The organism is Neisseria sp. HMSC31F04 (assembly GCF_001807735.1).
GTDB classification, from domain to species: domain Bacteria; phylum Pseudomonadota; class Gammaproteobacteria; order Burkholderiales; family Neisseriaceae; genus Neisseria; species Neisseria elongata.
Genome location: NZ_KV790765.1, coordinates 1 through 22,964, shown reverse-complemented (window position 1 = coordinate 22,964; position 22,964 = coordinate 1). Strand labels below are relative to the sequence as shown.

25 protein-coding genes, 2 tRNA genes and 1 pseudogene are annotated in these 22,964 nt (G+C 53.1%); 17 read left to right on the top strand and 11 right to left on the bottom strand.

The window, feature by feature from the left end; all coding sequences use genetic code 11:
• The first annotated feature begins 68 nt into the window (after positions 1-68).
• The gene (locus tag HMPREF3107_RS11250; RefSeq protein WP_083284583.1) at positions 69-263 is read left to right on the top strand and encodes a helix-turn-helix transcriptional regulator; all 195 of its coding nucleotides are present in this window, start codon (positions 69-71) and stop codon (positions 261-263) included.
• Positions 264-318: 55 nt separating this feature from the next.
• Here HMPREF3107_RS11250 and HMPREF3107_RS01745 read toward each other — a convergent pair.
• Positions 319-403, bottom strand: a tRNA-Leu gene (locus HMPREF3107_RS01745).
• Between the two features lie 175 nt (positions 404-578).
• Between HMPREF3107_RS01745 and HMPREF3107_RS01740 the strand changes: the two genes are divergently transcribed.
• From HMPREF3107_RS01740 to HMPREF3107_RS01705, 8 genes are all read left to right on the top strand, one after another.
• The gene (locus HMPREF3107_RS01740) at positions 579-1,229 is read left to right on the top strand and encodes a GAF domain-containing protein (RefSeq protein WP_070452665.1); all 651 of its coding nucleotides are present in this window, start codon (positions 579-581) and stop codon (positions 1,227-1,229) included.
• Positions 1,222-1,806, top strand: a complete 585-nt coding sequence (gene ribA, locus HMPREF3107_RS01735; protein WP_003774862.1) for a GTP cyclohydrolase II — start codon at positions 1,222-1,224, stop codon at positions 1,804-1,806. Before HMPREF3107_RS01740 ends, ribA begins: the two co-directional genes overlap by 8 nt.
• A gap of 194 nt (positions 1,807-2,000) precedes the next feature.
• Positions 2,001-2,288 (top strand): co-chaperone GroES, encoded by a 288-nt coding sequence (gene groES, locus HMPREF3107_RS01730; RefSeq protein ID WP_016687158.1) that lies wholly within the window; start codon positions 2,001-2,003, stop codon positions 2,286-2,288.
• 97 nt (positions 2,289-2,385) lie between these two features.
• Positions 2,386-4,020, top strand: a complete 1,635-nt coding sequence (groL, locus tag HMPREF3107_RS01725; RefSeq protein ID WP_070452668.1) for a chaperonin GroEL — start codon at positions 2,386-2,388, stop codon at positions 4,018-4,020.
• A 223-nt stretch (positions 4,021-4,243) separates the two neighbouring features.
• On the top strand, positions 4,244-5,359 hold the full coding sequence (tgt, locus tag HMPREF3107_RS01720; protein ID WP_070452662.1) for a tRNA guanosine(34) transglycosylase Tgt: 1,116 nt from the start codon (positions 4,244-4,246) through the stop codon (positions 5,357-5,359).
• A gap of 53 nt (positions 5,360-5,412) precedes the next feature.
• Positions 5,413-5,781: a hypothetical protein gene (locus HMPREF3107_RS01715; RefSeq protein WP_070452659.1), complete on the top strand. Its 369-nt coding sequence runs from the start codon at positions 5,413-5,415 to the stop codon at positions 5,779-5,781.
• 74 nt (positions 5,782-5,855) lie between these two features.
• Positions 5,856-6,338 (top strand): Imm26 family immunity protein, encoded by a 483-nt coding sequence (locus HMPREF3107_RS01710; protein WP_070452656.1) that lies wholly within the window; start codon positions 5,856-5,858, stop codon positions 6,336-6,338.
• 108 nt (positions 6,339-6,446) lie between these two features.
• Positions 6,447-7,274 (top strand): hypothetical protein, encoded by an 828-nt coding sequence (locus HMPREF3107_RS01705; protein WP_070452653.1) that lies wholly within the window; start codon positions 6,447-6,449, stop codon positions 7,272-7,274.
• Positions 7,275-7,468: 194 nt separating this feature from the next.
• Here the strand turns inward: HMPREF3107_RS01705 and HMPREF3107_RS12230 are convergent.
• Positions 7,469-7,579 (bottom strand): annotated as a pseudogene (locus HMPREF3107_RS12230) (IS5/IS1182 family transposase); the annotation flags it as partial.
• 282 nt (positions 7,580-7,861) lie between these two features.
• On the opposite strand from HMPREF3107_RS12230, the gene HMPREF3107_RS01700 reads away from it, so the two are divergent.
• Together HMPREF3107_RS01700 and HMPREF3107_RS01695 are read left to right on the top strand one after the other, a co-directional pair.
• On the top strand, positions 7,862-8,593 hold the full coding sequence (locus tag HMPREF3107_RS01700; protein WP_070452649.1) for a YwqG family protein: 732 nt from the start codon (positions 7,862-7,864) through the stop codon (positions 8,591-8,593).
• 89 nt (positions 8,594-8,682) lie between these two features.
• Positions 8,683-9,387, top strand: a complete 705-nt coding sequence (locus tag HMPREF3107_RS01695) for a DUF6796 family protein (protein WP_070452645.1) — start codon at positions 8,683-8,685, stop codon at positions 9,385-9,387.
• Between the two features lie 70 nt (positions 9,388-9,457).
• Here HMPREF3107_RS01695 and cysS read toward each other — a convergent pair whose 3' ends face one another.
• The 9 genes from cysS to HMPREF3107_RS01650 form a co-directional block, all read right to left on the bottom strand.
• The gene (cysS, locus tag HMPREF3107_RS01690; protein ID WP_070452642.1) at positions 9,458-10,879 is read right to left on the bottom strand and encodes a cysteine--tRNA ligase; all 1,422 of its coding nucleotides are present in this window, start codon (positions 10,877-10,879) and stop codon (positions 9,458-9,460) included.
• Between the two features lie 67 nt (positions 10,880-10,946).
• Positions 10,947-11,561: an ATPase gene (locus HMPREF3107_RS01685; protein ID WP_070452639.1), complete on the bottom strand. Its 615-nt coding sequence runs from the start codon at positions 11,559-11,561 to the stop codon at positions 10,947-10,949.
• Entirely contained in the window at positions 11,542-11,730 is a 189-nt protein-coding gene (locus HMPREF3107_RS01680; RefSeq protein ID WP_070452636.1) for a hypothetical protein, read from the bottom strand. The genes HMPREF3107_RS01685 and HMPREF3107_RS01680 overlap by 20 nt, the downstream gene beginning before the upstream one ends.
• 79 nt (positions 11,731-11,809) lie before the next feature.
• Positions 11,810-12,964, bottom strand: coding sequence for a GTPase ObgE (gene obgE, locus HMPREF3107_RS01675; RefSeq protein WP_070452632.1), 1,155 nt, complete (start codon positions 12,962-12,964; stop codon positions 11,810-11,812).
• Between the two features lie 270 nt (positions 12,965-13,234).
• Positions 13,235-14,689 carry a pyruvate kinase gene (pyk, locus tag HMPREF3107_RS01670; RefSeq protein ID WP_070452629.1) on the bottom strand — a complete coding sequence of 485 codons (1,455 nt, stop codon included), beginning with the start codon at positions 14,687-14,689 and terminating at the stop codon, positions 13,235-13,237.
• Between the two features lie 318 nt (positions 14,690-15,007).
• Positions 15,008-15,271 (bottom strand): RNA chaperone Hfq, encoded by a 264-nt coding sequence (gene hfq / locus HMPREF3107_RS01665; RefSeq protein ID WP_003774806.1) that lies wholly within the window; start codon positions 15,269-15,271, stop codon positions 15,008-15,010.
• Between the two features lie 104 nt (positions 15,272-15,375).
• Complete coding sequence (gene greA / locus HMPREF3107_RS01660; protein WP_003774804.1) at positions 15,376-15,852, bottom strand: transcription elongation factor GreA; 477 nt, start codon at positions 15,850-15,852, stop codon at positions 15,376-15,378.
• A gap of 303 nt (positions 15,853-16,155) precedes the next feature.
• Positions 16,156-16,231, bottom strand: a tRNA-Lys gene (locus tag HMPREF3107_RS01655).
• Positions 16,232-16,320: 89 nt separating this feature from the next.
• A complete protein-coding gene (locus HMPREF3107_RS01650) occupies positions 16,321-16,914 on the bottom strand; it encodes a protein-tyrosine phosphatase family protein (protein ID WP_070452626.1) in 594 nt (197 codons plus the stop codon).
• Positions 16,915-17,017: 103 nt separating this feature from the next.
• On the opposite strand from HMPREF3107_RS01650, the gene HMPREF3107_RS01645 reads away from it, so the two are divergent.
• The 6 genes from HMPREF3107_RS01645 to pgaC all read left to right on the top strand — a co-directional run bounded on the left by HMPREF3107_RS01645 (position 17,018) and on the right by pgaC (position 22,936).
• Positions 17,018-17,638, top strand: a complete 621-nt coding sequence (locus HMPREF3107_RS01645; RefSeq protein ID WP_003774799.1) for an L-threonylcarbamoyladenylate synthase — start codon at positions 17,018-17,020, stop codon at positions 17,636-17,638.
• Between the two features lie 34 nt (positions 17,639-17,672).
• Entirely contained in the window at positions 17,673-18,389 is a 717-nt protein-coding gene (locus HMPREF3107_RS01640; RefSeq protein ID WP_070452623.1) for a CPBP family intramembrane glutamic endopeptidase, read from the top strand.
• Between the two features lie 57 nt (positions 18,390-18,446).
• Positions 18,447-19,121, top strand: coding sequence for a site-2 protease family protein (locus HMPREF3107_RS01635; protein ID WP_070452617.1), 675 nt, complete (start codon positions 18,447-18,449; stop codon positions 19,119-19,121).
• Positions 19,122-19,255: 134 nt separating this feature from the next.
• A complete protein-coding gene (gene metG, locus HMPREF3107_RS01630) occupies positions 19,256-21,319 on the top strand; it encodes a methionine--tRNA ligase (protein ID WP_070452614.1) in 2,064 nt (687 codons plus the stop codon).
• Positions 21,320-21,536: 217 nt separating this feature from the next.
• Entirely contained in the window at positions 21,537-21,869 is a 333-nt protein-coding gene (locus HMPREF3107_RS01625; protein ID WP_070452611.1) for a zinc ribbon domain-containing protein YjdM, read from the top strand.
• A 56-nt stretch (positions 21,870-21,925) separates the two neighbouring features.
• Complete coding sequence (gene pgaC / locus HMPREF3107_RS01620) at positions 21,926-22,936, top strand: poly-beta-1,6-N-acetyl-D-glucosamine synthase (RefSeq protein ID WP_070452608.1); 1,011 nt, start codon at positions 21,926-21,928, stop codon at positions 22,934-22,936.
• Positions 22,937-22,964 lie beyond the last annotated feature (28 nt).

Genomic DNA, 22,964 nt, shown 5'->3' with positions numbered 1-22,964 from the left:
CTGCTGAGGAAAAGGAGTTTTGCAAAGGTCTCAGGTAGCGTAAATATATTTAAGTTTGGAGATTTTAAATGGATAACGAATACCTAGACCCGCAGCAATGCGCAGATATTTTGTCCGTAAAGAAGCGGACATTTTTAGAGCGGTACGCACCGCGCCCGGATTTCCCCGCGCGAATATCCGTATCAAAGAAACGTTTTTGGTGGAAAAAAGAAGAAGTCGAAGGATGGCTAGACCGCCAAAAAGAAAAACGCCCGATGATGTGATTTGCACCACATTTGCACCAAGCAGCATATAACATCATGAAAAATATAAAAACTTTGGTGCGGACGGAGAGACTCGAACTCTCACACCTCTCGGCGCCAGAACCTAAATCTGGTGCGTCTACCAATTTCGCCACGTCCGCTTTGTATTGTAAGAGAAGGCGCGATTATACGGAAAATGAGCCGATTTGCAAATCAGATTGTATCCGTTTACCGTTTGGCTTGAAAATTTGCCGAAACGGGCTATATTGTCAGCTAGTGTTTTCGGCCGTCTGAAACGGTTTCAGACGGCCTGTTTTTATCGAAAGAATTTTGAATATGTCTGAAGTATTGGTGCGCGATTATCTGCAAACGCAGGGTTTGAAGCTGGCAGCGGGTGATGTGGCCGTGGCCCGTTTGGCGGCGGAAACAGTGATGAATATGGGGCAAGCCGAGATAGATAGGTCTGTATTGTGGGGCAATGGAAACGAGGCTTGCGCGGCCGACTATTTTACATGCGATGAAACGACGGAGCAGATTTTAAAACAGGTTTTTATGGCTTTGGATTCCACCTGGGAGCAATCGGCGGCGCAATCGGCGGCAGTTTATGTGCTGCTGCCCGAGCAGGCGGGCTTGCTGCGGCTGTTGCAGCAGGGGCAGCCGGTTGAAGCCTTATTGAAGTTGGACGAAGAGGCAGAAGCGGCTTATCTGCCGAGCAGGACGGCTAACCGGGGCTGGTTGAATTTGGTTGAAGATACTGTGCGTTGGCTGGAGGCCGGTGAAATTTCGGGCGAGCATCATGCGCGGAACGGCAGTCAGATGTCGCTGCCCGTCTGTTTGGAAAGCGGCCGTGTTTTGGGCGTGATTCAGGTGGAAGCGGCGCAAAAAAACGGCTTCGATGAAACGGCACAGGCATTATGGGTGGCATTGGCATTGGCTTTGGCGGCACCGTTGGCCGCCTTGCTGGGTGCGGGGGAAGAGAATGAGTAAATTGAATTTTGTCGCCGCCTGCCGCCTGCCGACCGAATGGGGCGTTTTTACCCTGCACGGTTTTGAGGATGAAAACGGACAGGAACATGTAGCATTGACGATGGGCGATGTTTCAGACGGCCTTCCGGTATTGGCACGGGTGCATTCCGAATGTCTGACCGGGGATGCGCTGTTTTCGCGCAAGTGCGACTGCGGCCCGCAGCTTCAGGCTGCCATGCAGGCGGTGCAGCGTGAAGGCCGCGGGGCGATTGCCTACCTGCGGCAGGAGGGGCGCGGCATTGGTTTGATCAATAAAATCCGTGCCTACCGCTTGCAAGATCAGGGCTTGGATACGGTGGAGGCCAATTTGGCTTTGGGTTTGCCGGTCGATGCCCGCGATTTCGGTTTGGCACAGCAGATTTTCGCCCATTTGGGCATACGGAGCGTCCGGCTGCTGACCAATAATCCCGACAAAGTGGAAACGCTGCGTTCGGCGGGCATAGAGGTTGCCGAACGCGTGCCCCTGCATGTGGGCGAGAATGCGGAAAACGAACATTATCTGCACACCAAAGCGGAAAAACTGGGGCATATGTTCTGATGTTGCAGATTTTGCGCGTTAAATAAAATATGATTGGGAGGCCGTCTGAAAACAGGCGGCACATTTTTTTACCGATACGGGCTTGAATTTGCCTGCGGCAACCCTATTTTGCCCGTCGTTGAGTCGGATGTATGATGCGTCCGGCCTTTGGATTGCCCGCAAGGGCTTGTTTGTTTTCATTTTGGAGTACACACATGACCATCCGTCCTTTACACGACCGCGTCGTCGTCAAACGCTTGGAAGCTGAAGAAAAAACCGCATCAGGCATCGTCTTGCCGGGCGCAGCCGCTGAAAAACCCGACATGGGCGAAGTGATCGCCGTGGGCGCAGGCAAAATCGGCAAAGACGGCGAACGCCGTCCGCTGGATGTCAAAGTCGGCGACAAAATCATTTTCGGCAAGTACAGCGGCCAAACCGTAAAAGCCGACGGCGAAGAGCTGTTGGTAATGCGCGAAGAAGACATTTTCGGCATTGTGGAATAAAGCATTCCGCATATTCAGACGACAGGCCGTCTGAAAAAGGCATACAACGCTTTCAGACGGCCTCAAACAACATTAAACAATTTTGGAGAATCAAAACATGGCAGCAAAAGACGTACAGTTCGGTAACGAAGTCCGCCAAAAAATGGTCAGCGGCGTGAACACTCTGGCAAACGCCGTCCGCGTAACTTTGGGTCCTAAAGGTCGCAACGTAGTGGTTGACCGCGCATTCGGTGGCCCGCACATCACTAAAGACGGCGTTACCGTCGCTAAAGAAATCGAACTGAAAGACAAATTCGAAAACATGGGCGCGCAAATGGTGAAAGAAGTGGCGTCCAAAACCAACGACGTAGCGGGTGACGGTACCACCACCGCCACCGTATTGGCGCAATCCATCGTTGCCGAAGGCATGAAATACGTGACCGCCGGCATGAACCCGACCGACCTGAAACGCGGTATCGACAAAGCCGTTGCCGCTTTGGTTGAAGAGCTGAAAAACATCGCCAAACCTTGCGATACTTCCAAAGAAATCGCCCAAGTCGGCTCGATTTCTGCCAACTCCGACGAACAAGTCGGCGCGATTATTGCCGAAGCGATGGAAAAAGTCGGCAAAGAAGGCGTGATTACCGTTGAAGACGGCAAATCTTTGGAAAACGAATTGGATGTCGTCGAAGGTATGCAGTTCGACCGCGGCTACCTGTCCCCTTACTTCATCAACGACGCGGAAAAACAAATCGCTGCGCTGGACAATCCGTTTGTATTGCTGTTCGACAAAAAAATCAGCAACATCCGTGACCTGCTGCCTGTTTTGGAACAAGTGGCAAAAGCCAGCCGTCCGCTCTTGATTATCGCTGAAGACGTAGAAGGCGAAGCCTTGGCGACTTTGGTGGTGAACAACATCCGCGGCATCCTGAAAACCGTTGCCGTTAAAGCCCCGGGCTTCGGCGACCGCCGCAAAGCCATGTTGCAAGACATCGCCATCCTGACCGGCGGTACCGTGATTGCCGAAGAAGTCGGCCTGTCTTTGGAAAAAGCCACTCTGGAAGACTTGGGTCAAGCCAAACGCATCGAAATCGGTAAAGAAAACACCACCATCATCGACGGCTTTGGCGACGCAACCCAAATCGAAGCGCGTGTTGCCGAAATCCGCCAACAAATCGAAACCGCAACCAGCGATTACGACAAAGAAAAACTGCAAGAGCGCGTTGCCAAACTGGCAGGCGGCGTGGCAGTGATTAAAGTCGGTGCCGCTACCGAAGTCGAAATGAAAGAGAAAAAAGACCGCGTGGAAGACGCGCTGCACGCTACCCGCGCAGCCGTTGAAGAAGGCGTGGTTGCCGGCGGCGGCGTAGCCCTGTTGCGCGCCCGTGCCGCTTTGGAAAACCTGCACACCGGCAATGCCGACCAAGACGCAGGCGTACAAATCGTCTTGCGTGCCGTTGAGTCTCCGCTGCGCCAAATCGTTGCCAACGCAGGCGGCGAGCCCAGCGTGGTCGTGAACAAAGTGCTGGAAGGCAAAGGCAACTACGGTTACAACGCAGGTTCCGGCGAATACGGCGACATGATCGAAATGGGTGTACTCGACCCCGCCAAAGTAACCCGTTCCGCGCTGCAACACGCCGCGTCTATCGCCGGCCTGATGCTGACAACCGATTGCATGATTGCCGAAATCCCTGAAGAAAAACCAGCTATGCCTGACATGGGCGGCATGGGTGGTATGGGCGGCATGATGTAAGGCCGTCTGAAACCTTCATATAAACAAACACCGCACGGTAAAAACCGTGCGGTGTTTGTTTTCATCTTTCCTTCAACCAATTAGCCGGTACCTGACCATCAAAATTTTCAGACGGCTCTCCCCTAGATTCTACCCAAAACGGGACAAAAGGCCGTCTGAAAAAGCAAAATCCTCTATAATCCGCCCTTCCTGACAGACAGTCTGCATAAAAAACAAAACCATCATGCTTAAATTCACCTTACACAACAAAGACGGCCACGCCCGCCGCGGTACATTGGAACTCAACCACGGCAGCATCGAAACCCCCGTATTCATGCCCGTTGGCACCTACGGCTCGGTCAAAGCCATGACTCCGCAAAACCTGCACGACATCAGCGCCCAAATCATCCTCGGCAACACCTACCATTTATGGCTTCGCCCCGGCCTCGAAGTCATCGAACAATTCGGCGGCCTGCACGACTTTATCGGCTGGAACAAACCGATTTTGACCGACTCCGGCGGTTTCCAAGTGTTTTCGCTATCCGACATGCGCAAACTCACCGAAGAAGGCTGCACCTTCAAAAGCCCGATTAACGGCGACAAACTCTTCCTCTCGCCCGAAATCTCGATGAAAATCCAAACCGTGCTCAACTCCGACATCGCCATGCAGCTCGACGAATGCACCCCCGGCGAAGCCACGCGCGATCAGGCCGAAAAATCGCTGCAAATGAGTCTGCGCTGGGCGGAACGCAGCAAAAAAGCCTTTGAAGATTTGAACAACCCCAACGCCCTGTTCGGCATCGTGCAGGGCGCGATGTACGAAGACCTGCGCGAACAGTCCCTGCGCGGGCTGGAACAGCTCGACTTCCCCGGCCTCGCCATCGGCGGCTTATCGGTGGGCGAACCCAAGCCCGAAATGTACCGCATGCTGCGCGCCGTCGGCCCCATATTGCCCGAACACAAACCGCATTACCTGATGGGCGTCGGCACGCCGGAAGACTTGGTGTACGGCGTGGCGCACGGCGTGGACATGTTCGACTGCGTCATGCCCACCCGCAACGCCCGCAACGGCTGGCTGTTCACCCGTTTCGGCGACATCAAAATCAAAAACGCCAAGCACAAACACGACACCCGCCCGCTCGACGAATCCTGCACCTGCTACGCCTGCCAAAACTTCAGCCGCGCCTACCTGCACCACCTGCACCGCGCCGGCGAAATTTTGGGCGCGCAGTTGAACACCATCCACAACCTGCATTTCTATCAAACCATCATGGCCGAAATGCGCGAAACCATCGAACAGGGCCAATTCGCCGACTGGCAGGCGCAGTTCCACGAAAATAGGGCAAAAGGTGCAGATTAAAACACTTCCCATACAAGTCGGCAAAGGCGGTTATCCCGACAAAGGCAGAAAACATGAATGCAGAAACCCAACTTGAAACCAACTTTAAAAACTGGCTGACAGCCGTCAGTCGGGAGAATATCCCGCAGAATATTGCGGCCTGGTCATTCGAACTGTCGGAACCTTACGAAATCACCCTAGTCGGCTCAACCCATTTTAACGAGAGCAATGACGATTGGGCCTGCCCGGATGACGATGATTTTCATCCTGCAACTGCTGCACCAGACTTATCTGTGCTGTCTGGTCAAAACTGGGAAATTGTGCTGGAAACAATCGTTAACATCGTGCGGAAACTGACAGTTGAATTGCCAGACCTCGCCGTTTTTCGCGTACCACACATCGCAGCGGGATTTGTAGATGGAGATTTAGTGTTGATTCGTTGATTTCAGACGGCCTTTCTACCTTTGAGGCCGTCTGAAAAATGAGTTGCAAGCAGATCAGTAAATAAGGGAATCCTATGCCGAAATCCTTAAAAATCCAATCGGGAGATATTTTCGCCGTTCCTTTGTCAGACGGGAGTTTCGGTATTGCGCAAGTGGTTTTCTCTCATTACAGCAGGCTAATGATGGGGGTTTTAGCTATCCGGCAAGACCAAACAATACCTGAAAACCTCCCGTATCTGCTGCCGATGAATTGGGCGGAAAAAATGCGCCAGCCCGTGCTTTTCACCGGCAACCACCTGCTCAAAGACGGCACATGGCCGATTATCGGGCACCGTCCATTGGATGATGCCGCAAAGCGGATTTTTTATTTTGTTATCGCCAATACTCTATACCGTTATCCCGACTGTATGCCGCCCCAGCATAGTGTCCGCCTAATTAGTCTCGTAGAACACGGCAATTGGAACAGGCAATATATTGCTTCTGTGTATGATATTGCAGATTTTTTGGCAATGGGCGGATACGATGCCGTCCAACTGTACACTAGAAAAATATCTTAATAAGCTGAGAGTGTTACCTCTATTCTCGTACGGTGTCGCGGGAATTTCAAACGATCTCAGAACTATTTAGAAGCAAAACAACAAGCACCTTACGTCGAAAGCAAAAACATGGCCAAAACACTCAGCATCACCCAAATCAACCAAAGCACGGGCGCAAAGCGCACCATTTCCAACATGGCCAAAGCCATGCGTTTGGATGCGGAATGGCTGCACACATTACTCAGCCTGCATTGGAACTACGACAAAAAGGGGCGGGAAGCAATGGGCTGGGTGGAGCTTGAAACAGACGATGCTTTGCAGTCTGCTTATGAGAAGGTTCTATCCGTTTTCAGGCTACCTGAAACACCTATTTCGCCTAACGAAGCTGCCGAAGCCGTGCTGCACACTCTGAGCCATACCGATGAAACTGCGTTGCTGCACCGTTTTGCCACCGCTACCAAGCGCGGTGATTTTGCCGTGGTGCAGGAATTCCGCACTTACCATTATCACCGCAACGCCACTGCCGAACGACTGCTAAAAGTCTGGGATAAGCCGCTTACGGCCGAGTACATAGCCAGAAAGCTGTTCTATAAAGTTTTTTCCGCTTATCACGCGGTTGACCCCTATGTTTGCCTCGTGCTGCCCATGCCCTACACGCAAACCGATTTCGAGCCGACAGACTGGGTAGGGGAGTTTATCGGCAAAGTCCGCGCAGCACACACCGAAAAGCCGACTTTGAGCGATCTGATCAAACTCATTGCGCCTTACTGCAAAGGCAACAAATATTTCCGTCAAGACGTACTAACCGCCCTTTCCTTCTCCCGCCTGCTGCACATACCGGGGCACGATATACAAAACCTCTATCTGCCCGACTGCCAAGAACGGTACAGCAAGCATTTCATGTCCAACGAATGGGCGTATCCGATGCGTTTCTGGAACGAGCAATTTCACAGTTGAACCATTACTTTGCCGAGCTTCGCAAAACCACAAAAATAGAAACAATAGTTTGAATTACAAAGATTTGTTGCATCATCAACTGCAACAATATATCTTGATGCCTCCGACTGAAAAAATACCCAAAAACAGACCAAGCCGGCCGCCATATCGCCGGAAAATATGCCCGATATCGGCAAGACGGGAACTGGGCAGAAATATAGTGGATTAACTTTAAACCAGTACGGCGTTGCCTCGCCTTGCCGTACTATTTGTACTGTCTGCAGCTTCGTCGCCTTGTCCTGATTTAAAGTTAATCCACTATATTTTTAAATGTCGCGTATGGCAGGAAAATTTCAGGCCTTCACGCGGAAACACAATTTATTTTGGACCATTTTGGCAATAAACACAGTTGCACACGTGCCAGAAAACAAGCCGTAAAATAAAATATTTGGAAAGCAAACAGTAGATGAAGCAATTGAAACTTTCAGACGGCCTCCACAATAGATGAGGCCGTCTGAAAAACGGTTTGCACAAACCACGCATCCTATCTTGATAGCCCCTGCCCCTCCTTTCCAGCAAAACCCTTTCCCGTCATCAGGAGAACCGTCATGCCCCGCCCCGTCGTCCGCTTCACGCTCGGTGAAACCGCCGCCACTACGCCCTATCAAAGCAAAATCGGCGGCACGCCCTACCTGCCCAAAAATGCGGGATACCCGCACCACACCGAGAAAAAGCACCCGCTCACCTTAGCGGCGCAAATCAACTTTTCCGAAGTACCGCACCTGCCCGGCTTCCCCGAACACGGCATCTTGCAAGTGTTCATCGACGGACTGAGCTACAACATGGGCTGGAATTTCGAAAACCAGTCGGCACAAGCCGGCTGGCGCATTGTGTATTACCCCGAATTGCTTCCCGAGAGCGAACTTCAAACCGATTTTTCCGCTTACCAGGCCGCCGATTCCGACTGTCTGCCGTTTTCCGGTGAGTTTCCGCTGATTTTCCAAACGGCTGGCGAAGAAGAGGAAGACGCCGATTTCAAAACACTCGAAGGGCATAAAATCGGCGGTTGCCCCATTTTCATTCAGGGCGACCCGTTTTGGGAATATCATGAAGACATCGATTTCGACGACCACGGCACCGATTTCGACGACCCTGCCGCCTATTCCGACTGGCAGAAATACATCCTGCTGCTGCAACTGGACAGCGACATCAACGAAAACGACCGCTATACAGGCAAACTGATGTGGGGAGATTCCGGCGTGGCTAATTTCTTCATCACACCGGAAGACTTGGCCAAACGCGATTTCAGCCGCACGGCCTTTATATTTGATTGCCATTAAAACATCCGGCCAACCACATTTTCAGACGGCCTCAGACACAAAGGCCGTCTGAAAAACAAACCGCCCGCCGTTATCATACGGAGACATTCATGCACACCCGAACCCTGCTATACTGCGGCCTTGCCGCCGCGCTTTGTTGGACCGCCGGCGATATACTGCTGGTCGGATTCGTACAAGAGCCACAGCGGTATCCCCTATTCTCGCATACGCTGGCCGCACACTTGGGCAGCCGGGCGGACATGGCTGTCCTGATGCTGTCCGGTTCGCCGCAACGGCTGTTTTGGGGCGTGATTCCCGCCACATTCAGCATCGTTTTCTATCTGGCTGCAACCCTCGGCGTATACCGCCTGATACACTCGGGACGAACCGCCAAAATTTGCTTTGCCCTGCTGGCTGCGGGCTACGCACTCTCTCCGCTCGGACATGCGGGTTTTTACTATCTGGGCATCAGCGCGCAAACCATACTCGCCGCCCCGCCTGAAGCACATCCGCTGCTGCTGGCGCAATTCCACCGTTTCTACACCATGCTGGATGTACATTGGACAACAGCGGTCGGCCTGCTGGCTTTCGGCTGGCTGCTTTTTCTGGTGCAAACCCTGCGCGGACAAACCCGCCTCCCCCGCGCCGCATGGTGCATCAACCCTTTGTTTACAGGCACTATCATCGCCCTATCATGTGCACTGTTTCCCCAATCAACGGTTGCAGCTGCCATCGGCGGTGCGACTTTCAATTTGGCACAATTACTCTTTTATGCCTGTGCCGCATACAATCAAGGCAACAGGCAAACAAACTGAGGTTGTTAAAAAGGCCGTCTGAAACCCATTTTTCAGACGGCCTTTTCCATACCAATACAATCAATACACGTTAGCCGCGCCGCCAAGTCGTGCCGCCGGCGTTGTCTTCCAGAATGATTTTGTGTTCGTTTAGAAGGTCGCGGATGCGATCGGACTCTGCCCAATTTTTATCCGCGCGCGCCTGTTTTCGCTGAGCGATTAAGTCGTCGATTTCTTCGTTGGAGAGGCCGTCTGAAACCGCGCCGCCTTGCAGGAACTCAGTCGGATCGCGTTGCAGCAGGCCGATGATGCCGCCCAAGGCTTTCAGGCAGCCGGCGAGGTGTGCGTCATTGGTTTTGTTCACTTCGCCTGCCAGTTCGAACAACACGGCGACGGCTTCAACCGTACCGAAATCGTCGTTCATGGCGGCGTAGAAGCGGCGGATGTAGTCGTTGGCGTTTTCGGACAATTCGAATGCGGCAGCTGGGGTGTTTTTCAAGGTGGTGTACAGGCGGGTCAGCGCGCCTTTTGCGTCGTCCAGATGGGCGTCGGAATAGTTCAGCGGGCTGCGGTAGTGGGCGCGCAGGATGAAGAAGCGCACGACTTCCGGGTCATATTGTTTCAACACTTCGCGAATGGTGAAGAAGTTGCCCAGCGATTTGGACATTTTTTCGCCGTCCACACGGATGAAGCCATTGTGCAGCCAGTATTTGACGTGGCTCGCGATGCTTTGACCATGATGGGTTTGCGCGTGGTCGTGGCCGCAGGTATGACCGCTGGCACCGACGCTTTGGGCGATTTCGTTTTCATGGTGTGGGAATTGCAAATCCGCACCGCCGCCATGTATGTCGAAGGTGTCGCCGAACAGGTTTTCACTCATGGCGGAGCATTCGATGTGCCAACCTGGACGGCCGTTGCCCCAAGGGCTTTCCCATGCCGGTTCGCCTGCTTTGGCGGCTTTCCACAACACAAAATCAAGCGGATCGCGTTTGAAACCGTCTACTTCTACACGCTCGCCCGCACGCAGGTCGTCCAGAGACTTACCCGATAATTGACCATAAGCGGAAAATTCGCGCACGGCGTAGTAAACGTCGCCGTTTGCGGCAGGATAGGCCTTGCCGTTTTGAATCAGGGTTTCAATCATGGCAATCATTTGCGGAATGTTTTCCGTCGCCTTCGGCTCGATGTCGGGACGCAAAACGCCCAGAGCATCGGCATCTTCGTGCATAGCCTGAATGAAACGCGCAGTCAGCTCGCCGATGGTCTCGCCGTTTTCAGCAGCGCGGGCAATGATTTTGTCGTCGATGTCGGTGATGTTGCGCACATAAGTGAGCGGATAACCGCACTCGCGCAGCCAGCGGGCAATCATGTCGAACACAACCATCACACGGGCGTGACCCAAGTGGCAATAGTCGTAAACAGTCATACCGCACACGTACATACGCACGTTTTTTGGATCGATGGGGGTGAAGGGTTCTTTTTGACGGGTAAGGGTGTTGTAGATGGTGGTCATGGAATTTTCAAATTTTGTTTAAATAAGGATAAATTATTTGGATTTTTTGTGCAGAAGGATTCTTTATTTATTCATAAGCCAAGAAAGAATCAAAAATTAATCCATTTGAAAGTATGGTTTGCTCGATTGGCTTTACCCAGTCGGCTAAATGTTTGTTTGTCAAATATTGATGTCGATTCATCCATATTTGCAGTTGAGGATAGACGGATGAGTTATCAAAAATAAAACTTTCGTCGGCAAACGGTAATGCGGTATGAAGGTTTTGCAGGCTCACATGGTAGCGTTTGAGGATTAACTCAGGGTCTATCCAGTGTCCGCCGCTTGCGACACGCTCTTGCATGCGTCGAATATTTAATTCAGGCGTAGCAAGGCCGATATAGTTGAGTATGACGTAGAATCCGGCATTGCTGGCCGTTTGAATGCGGGTAAGGGCGGATTTGCCGGATAAGGTCGATTCCATGGAAAAAGAAATTCGATTATCCAATGCTTGACGGAATAAGCGCAATGCAGCTTTTCCCGCTTCCATATCCGCTAAGCGAGGCATTTCAGGGTTAATTTCTGCTGCGATATGGTCGGAATCAATCACTAACGAGACACGATCTTGATTGAATTGGCGCAGGGTAGATTTGCCCGAACCGTTAGCACCACAGTAAAAAATCGCTTTAGGCCGGTTGTTTGACATGGCCTACGGTTCTTTGGTTGCCTGAAGGATGATATTCGATCAGATTGCCTTCATTATCGACTACCGTGATTACGGCGTATTTCCGTTTTTCTGCTAGCCATGCCTGATACAAAATTTTAAGCATGGCTTGCTTTTTCGCCAATTCGGTACGTTGTTTATCAGAAATCATGGTCTTCCTTGCTTTTTGTTCCTGTATTCGGACAGCCCTATATTACATTAAATAGGTCGTCTGAAAACTTTTTATTTCCTTACTCCGGCTTAAACACACCTGTATCCGTTTTAGGCTGTTGCCCGGCAATCTCAACATTTGCCGCTGCCTGTTCCGCTTCTGCTTTCTCGGCTTCAATGCGTTTTTTCTCGGTCAGGTATTGGTTGATTTGGTGTACCAATTCCTGCGTGCCTTGGTGTGTCAGCGCGCTGATTTGGAAGAGGCGCGGTGTTTCTATGTCGAATTGGAATCGGTCATCTGGTTTGGGGTAGTCCCAGCCGATAGCTTCTAGGAAGGCTTCGGTGCGCGTTTGGGCTTCTTCTTCGTCGAGCATATCAAGTTTGTTCAGCACGAGCCAGCGCGGTTTGCCGTAAAGTTCTTCGTCGTATTTGCGCAATTCGTTGATGATGGCGAGGGCTTCTTCTGCTGGGTTGACGGCTTCATCGAAGGGTGCCAAATCGACGACGTGCAACAGCAGGCCGGTGCGTGATAAGTGTTTGAGGAAACGGTGTCCGAGACCTGCGCCTTCTGCCGCGCCTTCAATCAGGCCAGGGATGTCAGCCATGACGAAGCTGTGGTTTTCGTCGATGCGCACGACGCCCAAGTTTGGATGCAGTGTGGTGAAGGGGTAGTTGGCGATTTTGGGGCGTGCGGCGGAGACGGCGGTAATTAGGGTGGATTTGCCGGCGTTGGGCATGCCTAACAAGCCGACATCGGCGAGGACTTTGAGTTCGAGTTGCAGGGACCGGGTTTCGCCTTCTTCGCCGGGCGTGGATTGTTTGGGCGCGCGGTTGACGGAGGATTTGAAGTGGATATTGCCTAAGCCGCCTTTGCCGCCTTTGGCGAGACAGACGCGCTGGCCGTGGTGGGTGAGGTCGGCGACGATTTCGTCGGTGTCGAGGTCGCGGATAAGGGTGCCGACGGGCATTTTGAGGACGATGTCGTCCGCCCCTGCGCCGTAACGGTCGGAGCCGTGGCCTTTTTCGCCGTTTTTGGCTTGGTAGCGTTTGACGAAGCGGTATTCGACGAGTGTGTTGGTGTTTTCGTCGGCTTCTGCCCAGACGCTGCCGCCTTTGCCGCCGTCGCCGCCGTCGGGACCGCCGCGCGGTACGAATTTTTCGCGGCGGAAACTGGTTGCGCCATTACCGCCTTTGCCTGCGGCGACTTCGATTTTTGCTTCATCGATGAATTTCATGTTTGTTTTATCCGTATGTTTTCAGACGGCCTTTGGAGGCCGTCTGAAAAGGGTAAATGGTTAATCGGCGGTATTATAAGGGATATATGGAGGCCGTCTGAAAAAATCTTTTCCGACGGGCGGCTCTTCCAATCACGTCTGTTTGAACGGTACCGCAGATTTGCCCAAGCAGGAAATTGTATATGAGGCCGTCTGAAAACCACGTTTCCGTCAGGCGCACGGTCATGCCGACGTTTATTTGCTTTCAGACGGCCTATCCCTGTCTGCGCCCTACTTTGCCTGTATGACCTGCAAGGTGTTGGTGCTGCCGCTTTCGCGCATACGGCGGCCACTGGTGATGATGTATTGGTCGCCGCTTTTCAATACGCCGAGCCTGATCAATTCGTTTTCCACTTGCTCCAGGGCGGTATCATGGTCGGTACTGGTTTCCAGGTGCAGCGGGCGTACGCCGCGATACATGGCCATGCGGCGTTGGGCGGACGTGTTGGGTGTGAGGGCGTAAATCGGGATTTGGATGCCGTAGCGGCTGATTTGGAATGCGGTCGTACCGCTTTCGGTCAGGGCGACGATGGCTTTGGCATCCACTTCACGGGCAACATGGACGGCACCGCCCGCAATGGCGTGGTCGATGCGGCGGCTGTCGTCGAAATCATCTATAGTGCCAATCAAAGAATCCTGTTCTTTTTCGGCGGCGGCGCAGATGGCGGCCATTTGCTTTACGGTTTCAAAAGGATAGGCTCCGACGGCGGTTTCTGCCGAACACATGACGGCATCGGTGCCGTCGAGTACGGCGTTGGCCACATCGCTGACCTCGGCGCGTGTCGGCACGGGGTTGGTAATCATCGATTCCATCATTTGGGTGGCGGTGATGCTGAAACGGCGCAATTCGCGTGCGCGTTTGATCATGCGTTTTTGCAGTGCGGGAACGGCCGCATTGCCGACTTCCACTGCCAAATCGCCGCGCGCCACCATGATGCCGTCTGAAGCTTCAATGATGCTGTCGAGGTTGTGCACCGCTTCGATGCGTTCGATTTTGGCCACCAATCCGGGACGCGGGCGGTCTTGGCATTCGGCCTGCAAAAGGTCGCGGGCGATTTTCATGTCTTCCGCATTTTTAACGAAGCTGACGGCCAGATAGTCGCAGCCGATGGCAACGGCCGTTTTGAGGTCGCGGAAATCTTTTTCGGTAAACGAACCGGCACTCAGGCCGCCGCCCTGTTTGTTGATGCCTTTGTTACTTTTCAGGAAATGGTCGTTTTGTGCGACGGTGCGGATTTCGCTGCCGTTTACTTCGGTAACGGTCAGGGTAAGCAGGCCGTCGTCCAACAGCAGTACGTCACCGGATTTGACGTCATCCGGCAGCTCTCGGTAGTCGAGGCCGATGCGTTCGCGTCCGCCCTCTCCGCTCCACGCGGCATCCAGCATCAGAGTTTCGCCCGCTTTGACGTTGATACCGCCGCCCGCAATTTTGCCGATGCGGATTTTCGGCCCCTGCAAATCGGCCATAATGGCAACTTCCTGACGCGCCTGCCGTGCCGCCTCACGCACGATTTCGGCATTGGCGCGGTGGAATTCGGCATCGCCGTGGCTGAAGTTGAAGCGGATGACATTTAACCCGCCGGCAATAATCATGTCGCGCAAAAGTTCGACGTTATTGCTGCCCGGCCCCAGTGTGGCAATGATTTTGGTGTTGTGACGGATGCGTTCGGTATCACGAATATTCATTGGTTGTTCCTGAAAACGGTTCGATGTTTAACGGCAAATGGAATACGGCCTTGCCTTGCTCGGATGAAAAATCGATTTGTCTGCCCCGGGGACTACTTTAAATCAATATGGCTCGGCTTGGTTTGCCATACGGCTTGTATTGTTTCAGCCATCGCTTTGCCGCCTGTGCCGATTTGAATTTGATTGATTCAATTTTGATCCTGCATAGACGGTTTAAAGGCCGTCTGAAAATTTAAACTGCCCCAATCAAACTGAATATTTCATCCAGCCCGACAAAGAGCAGTTCAAACTTTCAGACGGCCTGTTCAAGCAAACCGTTTATTCCGCTGCAGGCGCTTCTGCTTCCGCTGCTTTTGCTTCGTGTTGCAGGCTGACCGCGCGGGCGGGAACGATGGTGGAAATAGCGTGTTTGTAGACCATTTGGGTAACTGATGTGTTACGCAACAGCACGACGTATTGGTCGAACGATTCGACCTGCCCCTGCAACTTAATGCCGTTTACAAGGTAGATGGAAACCGGCACATGTTCTTTACGAAGGGCATTCAAGAAAGGATCTTGCAGCATTTGTCCTTTTGCTGTCATATTAAAACTCCATTTTCAGATGGTTTTGGTTATTAGAAATAAGAAGTGGGCGATTGTAACGGTTATCAGCAGCCTTGACTACCTGTTGCAGGTAAAAAACAAGGTCAGACGTACTGCACTTCGACAATTTCGTATTCGCGCACGCCACCCGGCGCCTGAACTTCGGCAACATCCCCCTCTTCCTTGCCGATTAAAGCGCGGGCAATCGGGGAAACAACGGAAATCTTGCCTGCTTTAATGTCGGCTTCGTCCTCTCCGACGATTTGGTAACGCACATGGTCGCCGCTGTCGAGGTCTTCCAGCATCAGGGTTGCGCCGAACACCACCTTGCCTTCGGCATGGATTTCGGCAGGATTGATGATATGGGCGTGAGACAATTTATGCTCGATTTCGGCGATTCGGCCTTCGATAAATCCTTGTTTTTCTTTGGCTGCCTCGTATTCGGCATTTTCAGACAAGTCGCCATGCGAGCGGGCTTCCGCTATGGCTGCGATTACCTCTGGACGCGCCACGCTTTTAAGCTGTTGGAGTTCGTTTTTCAGCAGTTCGGCACCCCGAATGGTCAAAGGGATTTTTTTCATATCTTTCTATTCCTGGAAGCGATGGTTTCCCAGCCTATATTAAAGCGGGAGGCACGGCCATCGGTGAAACAATAAAAAGGCAAGCCGCGCGGTCGGACGGCGGCTTGCGGGATTCATTTCAGGCGGCATTGTACCAAAAACAATATGTTCTGCAATGCCTGACGCAGACTGACGGAAAAGCGCAAACGGCATGCCAATCACAACACTCCCCGTTTCTCGTCAAACCGCATTGCCTGCATCACCTTCCTTCAAATCAAATATAAAGAGCCAAGTTATTTCAAACTTGGCTCTTTATATTTGATTTGGTGGGTCGTGAGCGATTCGAACGCTCGACCAACGGATTAAAAGTCCGCTGCTCTACCGACTGAGCTAACGACCCGTAAAAGGGAAGCGCGTATAATAATGGGGTTTTAGAAATGCGTCAAGCTTTTTTTAAAGGCCGTCTGAAAAATATTTCCATCCTTTTATCTACCGGCTTCGGTTTTCTTCCCGTTGGCGGATGCGTGCCAATTCCTCCCGCACCTTGGCCACTTTTTCTTCCGTAAACATATTGGCGATGTTGCGCCAAATGCTGTGATAGCCGTAAGGCCCCTGCTGCATTTCCCGTTTGGCTTCTTCAATCGGCCAGTTTTGGTAAATGACGCGGTACATGCCCGAAATCAAGCCGGTACGGTCCGCACCGTGGTAACAATGAATTAAAACAGGGCCTTGTTTTTGCCGTTGCTCAATCAGATACAGGGTTTCGGCGATGTGTTTCGGCTTGATGCGCCAAGTCAGCAGCGGTTTGTTAAACAGGGCGATGCCGCTTCCCGACAAGGCGGTTTCGTTATCGTCGCGGTCGAAAAAACGCAGGTTGATGACGCTTTTGATGCCCAAACTCTGCACTGCGGCCGCATCGGAGCGGGTAAGCTGTTCGCTGAGGTAGAGTTTGTCGTCCAAACGGTAGAGATTGGCATCCTGTTTGACCGGCGTTGCCCACTTCATCGACATGTCTGCCGCATTTTCGGCGCAAACATTGGCCGACAGTGCCGCAGCCAAAATTAAGACGGCGAATTGACGCATATTTTTTCCTTTTGTTGTAACGGCCGCTAGAGTATCATTTCACATTTTTTTCGGCTAGCAGGACGTCGTATTTGCGGCAACAGGCTTTAACAAGGAGTTCCCTATGGCACAGTTTTTCGCCATCCATCCCGACAATCCGCAGGAACGGTTAATCAAACAGGCGGCGGAAATCGTCCGCAACGGCGGCGTAATCGCCTACCCAACCGATTCCTGCTACGCGCTCGGCTGCCGTTTGGGCGATAAGGAAGCGATGGAGCGGATTTTGCGTATCCGCCAAATCGATTTGAAGCACCATCTGACACTGATGTGCGCCGATTTGGGCGAACTGGGCACTTACGCCAAAGTAGACAACAGCCAGTTCCGCCAATTGAAAGCCGCCACCCCCGGCAGTTACACCTTTATCCTTCAGGCAACCAAAGAGGTGCCGAACCGCACGCTGCATCCGAAGCGTAAAACCATAGGCCTGCGCGTCCCCGACAATAAAATCGCCCTTGCGCTGCTGAACGAATTGGGCGAACCGTTGTTAAGCTGCACGCTGATGCTACCAGAAGACGGCGAGCCGTTGTCCGACCCTTACGAAATCCGCGACCGTTTGGAGCATTCGGTGGACTTGGTGATAGACGGCGGCTGGTGCGGCATGGAACCGACCACGGTGGTGGACATGACCGACGGCACGGTATTGGTGCGCGAAGGCAGGGGCGACAAAGCCGTTTTCGGCCTTTGAGGCCGTCTGAAAGCACGAACGGCAAACAAAACCAATGAACAAAACAAACCAATCCGTCTTATTCGTCTGCTATTTGTTTTGGATAAACCTGCTGCCGATGCTGATTGCGTCCTTTTCCATCACAAACAAGCAGGCCGGGAGCATCAGCCCGAACGCAGCCCTCTATCAACCGCCCGTTTTCGCCGCAGCCGCCTGCATCATACTGCTGCCGCTGTATTGGAGCTACCGCTCCGGCAGGCATACCCATACCTACTTCGCCAACCGCAACCTTATCCCCATGCGGAAGAAGATTGTTTGGTCGGCAACCTACCTCGGCCTTTTATTCTTAATCGGCACTTACGGCCATCCGGTTTTGGAATGGATGTTCGGCATCCCGCCGCAGGAATTGGAAAACCAACAGGCGATTATCGAATGGGTGCGCAGCCTGCCCGCCATACTGGTTTTGGCCGATGTGGTATTGGTCGCGCCATTGGCGGAGGAGTGGTTGTTTCGCGGTATCCTGCTTAATATTTTTGGCGACACGTTGCAAACCTTCGCCGGACGCTTTACCGCCGTAGTCCTTTCCGCGCTGATTTTCGGTTTTATGCACTCGCTTTACGACTGGCCGTCATTGGCGATATACGGCGCAATGGGGGCGGTTTTATGTATCGCATACCTCCACCTGCGCGACATCCGTTGGAGCATCGCCGTCCATATGGCCAATAACGCGGTGGCGATTTCATCCATTTATTCCGGATTAAATTTGAATTAGGATAACGAAATATTTTCAGACGGCCAACAGTGCCCTTCCAAACCGAAAGAACCTTACATGCAATTTGATTTAGCCACCTTCCTCCTGGCCGTCGCCCCCCTGCTGCTGGCCATTACCCTTCACGAAGCCGCCCATGCCTACGCCGCCCGCTATTGGGGCGACAATACGGCGGAAAAACTGGGCAGGCTGACACTCAACCCCTTGGCGCATATCGACTTGATCGGCACCATCCTCGTCCCCGCGGCCCTGCTGCTGATGCAGTCCCCCTTCCTGTTCGGCTGGGCAAAACCCGTCCCCGTCATCAGCCGCAACCTCCGCAACACCAGAATCGCTTGGCGCACCATCGCCGTTGCCGGCCCCTTGGCCAACCTTGCCATGGCCTTCGGCTGGGCATTGCTGTTGGGCCTGTTCGGCCTCGTCGTCCCCGAATCCTTCCAAGAACCCCTCTACGGCATGACACAATACGGCATCTCCATCAACATCGTACTGTTCACCCTCAACATGCTGCCCATCCTTCCTTTGGACGGCGGCCGCTTTATCGACAGCTTCCTGCCTGCGAAATGGTCGGTGCAATACCAAAAAATCGAACCCTACGGCACCTGGATCATCTTCTTCCTGCTGATGACCAGGCTGCTGTATCCGATTATGGAACCCGTCATCTCCCTGCTGGAAAAAGCCGCTGCCGTCGTTTACATGACCGTCGGCAGCCTGGTAGCCATCATGCTCCACTGATGCCTCACCATACCAATCAGGCCGTCTGAAAACATACTCCGGCCGGAAAAACGTTTTCAGACGGCCTCACTTGACCCGCCGCTCTTTGTGGCATAATACCCCCTTATTTTCACATGATTTAACCGATAACCGACATGACCAAACCACGCAAAATCCTCGTTACCTCCGCGCTGCCCTATGCCAACGGCAGCATCCACCTCGGCCACATGGTCGAACACATCCAAACCGACGTTTGGGTGCGCTTTCAAAAACTGCGCGGCCACGAGTGCCACTACTGCTGCGCCGACGACACCCACGGCACGCCCGTGATGCTGGCTGCGCAAAAACAAGGCATCGCGCCCGAAGACATGATTGCCAAAGTGCGCGAAGAGCACCTCGCCGACTTCACCGGCTTTTTCATCGGCTACGACAATTATTACAGCACCCACTCCCCTGAAAACAAACAGTTTTCCCAAGACATTTACCGCGTGCTGAAAGCCAACGGCAAAATCGAAAGCCGCGTCATCGAGCAGCTTTTCGACCCCGAAAAACAAATGTTCCTGCCCGACCGCTTCGTCAAAGGCGAATGCCCGAAATGCCACGCCCAAGACCAATACGGCGACAACTGCGAAGTCTGCGGCACGACCTATTCCCCGACCGAACTGATCAACCCGTATTCCGCCGTTTCCGGTGCCAAACCCGAATTGCGCGAATCCGAACACTTCTTCTTCAAACTGGGCGAATGCGCCGACTTCCTCAAAGCATGGACTTCCGGCAACAACCCGCACGACGGCAAGCCCCATCTGCAACCAGAAGCTCTCAACAAAATGAAAGAATGGCTGGGCGAAGGCGAAGAAACCACCCTGTCCGACTGGGACATCTCCCGCGACGCGCCGTATTTCGGTTTCGAAATCCCCGACGCGCCGGGCAAATACTTCTACGTCTGGTTGGACGCGCCCGTCGGCTACATGGCGTCGTTTAAAAACCTGTGCGACCGCATCGGCATCGATTTCGATGAATACTTCAAAGCCGACAGCCAAACCGAGATGTACCACTTCATCGGCAAAGACATCCTCTATTTCCACGCCCTGTTCTGGCCCGCCATGCTGCATTTCTCCGGCCACCGCGCCCCGACCGGCGTGTACGCTCACGGCTTCCTGACCGTGGACGGACAAAAAATGTCCAAATCGCGCGGCACATTCATCACCGCCAAATCCTATCTGGAACAAGGCCTGAACCCCGAGTGGATGCGCTACTACATCGCCGCCAAACTCAACAGCAAAATCGAAGACATCGATTTGAACCTGCAAGACTTTATCTCGCGCGTAAACAGCGACCTCGTCGGCAAATACGTCAACATCGCCGCCCGCGCGTCAGGTTTCATCGCCAAACGCTTTGAAGGTCGTCTGAAAGACGTTTCAGGCAGCGCATTGCTGGCAAAACTCGCTGCCGAAAGCGATACCATCGCCGAACAATACGAAAACCGCGAATACGCCCGCGCCCTGCGCGACATCATGGCATTGGCGGATGCCGTGAACGAATACGTCGATGCCAACAAGCCGTGGGAACTCGCCAAGCAGGAAGGTCAAGACGAACGCCTGCACGAAGTATGCAGCGAACTCATCAACGCCTTCACCATGCTGACCGCCTACCTCGCCCCCGTGTTGCCGCAAACCGCCGCCAACGCCGCGCGCTTCCTCAATCTGGACGCGATTACCTGGGCGAACACGCGCGAAACCCTAGGCGAACACGCCATCAACAAATACGAACATTTAATGCAACGAGTGGAGCAAAAACAAGTGGACGATTTAATCGAAGCCAACAAACAAAGCATTCAGACGACCCCCGCGCTTGCCGCCGAAGAGAGCAAATACGAAAAAGTCGCCGAGCAGGCGAGCTTCGACGACTTCATGAAAATCGACATGCGCGTCGCCAAAGTATTGAACTGCGAAGCCGTCGAAGGCAGCACCAAACTCTTAAAATTCGACCTCGATTTCGGTTTTGAAAAACGCATCATCTTCTCCGGCATCGCCGCGTCTTATCCCAACCCCGCCGAATTGAACGGCCGCATGGTCATCGCCGTCGCCAACTTCGCCCCGCGCAAAATGGCAAAATTCGGCGTATCCGAAGGCATGATCCTCTCCGCCGCCACCGCCGAGGGCAAACTGAGGCTGCTCGATGTCGATGCAGGCGCGCAGCCGGGCGACAAAGTAGGCTAAAACTGAAAAAAGCCGTCTGAAACATCTATAACCGATGTTCAGATGGCTTTTTTACATCTTATCAAACTATGGCATACCGGATAATTACACCCTCATTCATATTTTCAGACGGCCTCTAGCTACCCCGAAAAAACCAAAGGCCGGCCATTCGGCCTTTCCGGCAAACCACCTGTATAATCCCGTCTTCATTTATCAAAAAACAATCAGGAAACAAACCATGTCATTACCCCCCTGCCCGCAATGCCAATCGGAATACACCTACGAAGACGGCGGACAATATGTCTGCCCCGAATGCGCCCACGAATGGAACGAAACCGAAACACCGGCCGCCAATGAAGGCTTGAATGTCAAAGATGCCAACGGCGCGGTTTTGCAAGACGGCGACACCGTGGTGCTGATTAAAGACCTGAAAGTCAAAGGCAGTTCGATGGTCATCAAGCAAGGCACCAAAGTCAAAGGCATACGCCTGCAGGAGGGCGACCACAACATCGGCTGCAAAATCGACGGCAGCGCGATGAATCTGAAATCCGAATTCGTCAAAAAAGCCTAAAACCATTTTCAGACGGCCTGACGGCCGTCTGAAAACACGTTTCGCCCATCCGACCTATGCAATGGTATGACTATTTCGGCCTCTTCGTGCTGCTTTACCCCGGCATCATGGCTGCTTATTGGACCATCTCCGCACTGCTGTATTTCCTGATCTGGGAAAACCGCGATGCCGACGACACATGCACAAACACTCCGCCCGTCAGCGTCCTCATCCCCTGCTTCAACGAAGCCCGCAACCTGCAAACCTCCATCCCGCACCTGCTCAATCTCGACTATCCGGATTACGAACTGATTTTTATCGATGACGGCAGCACGGACGACACACTGCCGCTCATCCGCAGCTGGGCGGCGCAGCACGACCGCATCCGCGTCCTTCATCAGGCCAACGGCGGCAAAGCTTCGGCACTCAACCACGGCCTGCGCCATGCCCAAGGAAAATATATCGTCTGCATCGACGGCGACTCCGTCCTCGACTACGGCGCATTGTCATACTTCGTACAAAGTATGGAAACGGACCCCAATCTCGGCGGACTGACCGGCAATCCGCGCGTGCGCAACCGCAGCACCCTGCTCGGCAAACTGCAAGTGGCCGAATTCAGCTCGATCATCGGCCTGATCAAACGCTCCCAAAGTATCTCCGGCATGTTGTTCACACTCTCCGGCGTCATCCTCTGCCTGCGCCGCGACATCCTGCTGGAGTTGGGCGGCTGGAGCGAAAACATGATTACCGAAGACATAGACATCACCTGGAAAGCACAAACGGCAGGTTACAGCGTCGGCTACGAACCCCGCTCCCTTTGCTGGGTATTGATGCCCGAAACCCTGATCGGCCTCTACCGGCAACGGCTGCGATGGGCGCAGGGCGGTGCGGAAACCGTCCTCAAATATTTCCGTCAGATGCTCAGAATGCAAAACCTCCGCCTGTGGCCGTTGTATCTGGAATACCTCATTACCCTGTTTTGGGCCTTTGCCCTGCTGATTATGATACCCTTCGGACTGTGGCAGGGCATCAATGACGGCTCATTCAATCCGCTCACCGTAGAAGTGCCGACCATCATCACTTTCTGAGACCTTTGCAAAATTCCTTCTCCCTCCC